This is a genomic window from Fusibacter ferrireducens, from assembly GCF_015352425.1.
GTDB classification, from domain to species: Bacteria; Bacillota; Clostridia; order Peptostreptococcales; family Acidaminobacteraceae; genus Fusibacter_A; species Fusibacter_A ferrireducens.
Genome location: NZ_JADKNH010000042.1, coordinates 1 through 1784, shown reverse-complemented (window position 1 = coordinate 1784; position 1784 = coordinate 1). Strand labels below are relative to the sequence as shown.

At 31.6% G+C, this 1784-nt stretch carries 2 protein-coding genes; both read left to right on the top strand.

Features of this window, described 5'->3' with window-relative positions; translation table 11 throughout:
• Nucleotides 1–316: 316 nt before the first annotated feature.
• Nucleotides 317–766, top strand: a complete 450-nt coding sequence (locus ISU02_RS23685; RefSeq protein WP_194704345.1) for a hypothetical protein — start codon at nucleotides 317–319, stop codon at nucleotides 764–766.
• A 299-nt stretch (nucleotides 767–1065) separates the two neighbouring features.
• On the top strand, nucleotides 1066–1578 hold the full coding sequence (locus ISU02_RS23680) for an NUDIX domain-containing protein (protein WP_194704344.1): 513 nt from the start codon (nucleotides 1066–1068) through the stop codon (nucleotides 1576–1578).
• Nucleotides 1579–1784 lie beyond the last annotated feature (206 nt).

Sequence of the window (1784 nt, the reverse complement as noted above, 5' to 3'; positions counted from 1 at the left end):
CAGATAACACGTCATTTTCCTACATTCCTTCCGATGTCACAAGCCTTGCGAGGCAAGTCTTGCGCCACTTTTACCGCTAAGGCGTTAAAAGGAAGAAACGTCGGAAACTGCGGGAACGTTATCTGAAATTCTAATCTATGAAAATAATTTCAACTCAATTAAATCAATAATTATGAACAAATTGGTGAAAACAAATAATGGAAATACTTGAGATGGAATCCATCTCAACTAAGGTGATTTTATAAAGTGTATATTAGTCTGTATAGAAATCTAAAATTTGACAATTACAAATAAAACTACTTTTGGGGGAGTGATTGTGAGAAAAATACGTTTAATATTAATGATGGTGATTTTATGTTGTAGCTGTAGTCAAAGTAATATTGAAAAAGAGACGGAAACAGATATAATTGATAAAAAAGTGGAAGAAAAAGAAAAATTTTTATCTGCAATACAAATTTCAGATATGTTCATTAATGCATATCAAAATATGAATATTGAAAAAATGGAATCATTTCTTAGTGAAGATTATTATATTGAGGATGAAAAAATTTTGAATAGCAATAATGATTTCAAAATACCCATAATTGGATATCAACGAGCAATTGATGATATTGTATTAAATGGATATTCATTAAATACGGATGATGGAACTATGTGGATTCAATATCATATACGAAGTTATGAAACCAATCAGACATTTTTATTAGGAATAACACTAGAATATAGATCTTATGATTGGATTATTATCAATTTGGAAGTTAGTTGATATTTTCATATTGATTATGGTAACAAACACACTGAAAATATAAGCAGTACAATAAAGAAAATAATTTAACGTTATTAGTGTTGATATTGATAAAAGAAAGTCTTGAAAACTTAAAGAGTGAGCGATTAGAACATCAGATAACACGTCGATTACCGGAAATTCATCTGATGTCATAGCCCTTGCGAGGCAAGGTCTACGCCACTTTTCCCCTAAGGGTGAAAAGGATGAACTTCGGTAATCGCGGGAACGTTATATGTAATAAGCTTTAACCGGCATAAATATTAAATTAGGAGTAAAACGTGATAAATATTAAATACTTTGCAGTAGCATTTATTGAAAATGATCAAAAAACTCTCATGATGAAAAGAAATGGTAGATCAGAGATCGCTACTAATCTTTGGGCACCAGTTGGCGGACACATAGAAGAGTGTGAATACAAGCAACCAGAAGTCGCATGTTATAGAGAAATATTTGAAGAAACCGGTATCAACAAGGATGATCTTGAAGATCTCAAATTAAGGTATATTGTAATGAGATTAAAGAAAAATGAAATTCGTGTTCAATATGTATTTTATGCTAAAACGGGAAAAGAAAAATTAGCCAATTGTGAAGAAGGCGAATTGTACTGGATTAGAAATAATAAAATAGAATCCCTACATACAACTTTTACAACAAGTGCAATTTTGAAAGAAAATAAAAAGGAAAATATGGAAAAGAATATAATAAAAGTTGGCGTAGTTGAAGTAAATGACAATGTTCCAGAAATGAAATGGTCAAATATTAAAGATTGGGATAATTTGAATTTTATATAAGAGTATAGAATAAAAGCTTACTACACATAACACGCCGATTACCAAAATCACTCTGATGACACAGTCCTTGCGAGGCAAGGCCAGCGCCACTTTTCCTAAGGGAAAAGGAGTGACTTCGGTAATCGCGGGAACGTTATCCTGAAATGGGAACCGACATGGTGGAGAAACAAACTTTAATTATTGAAAAAACTTGATCAGAGACGGTA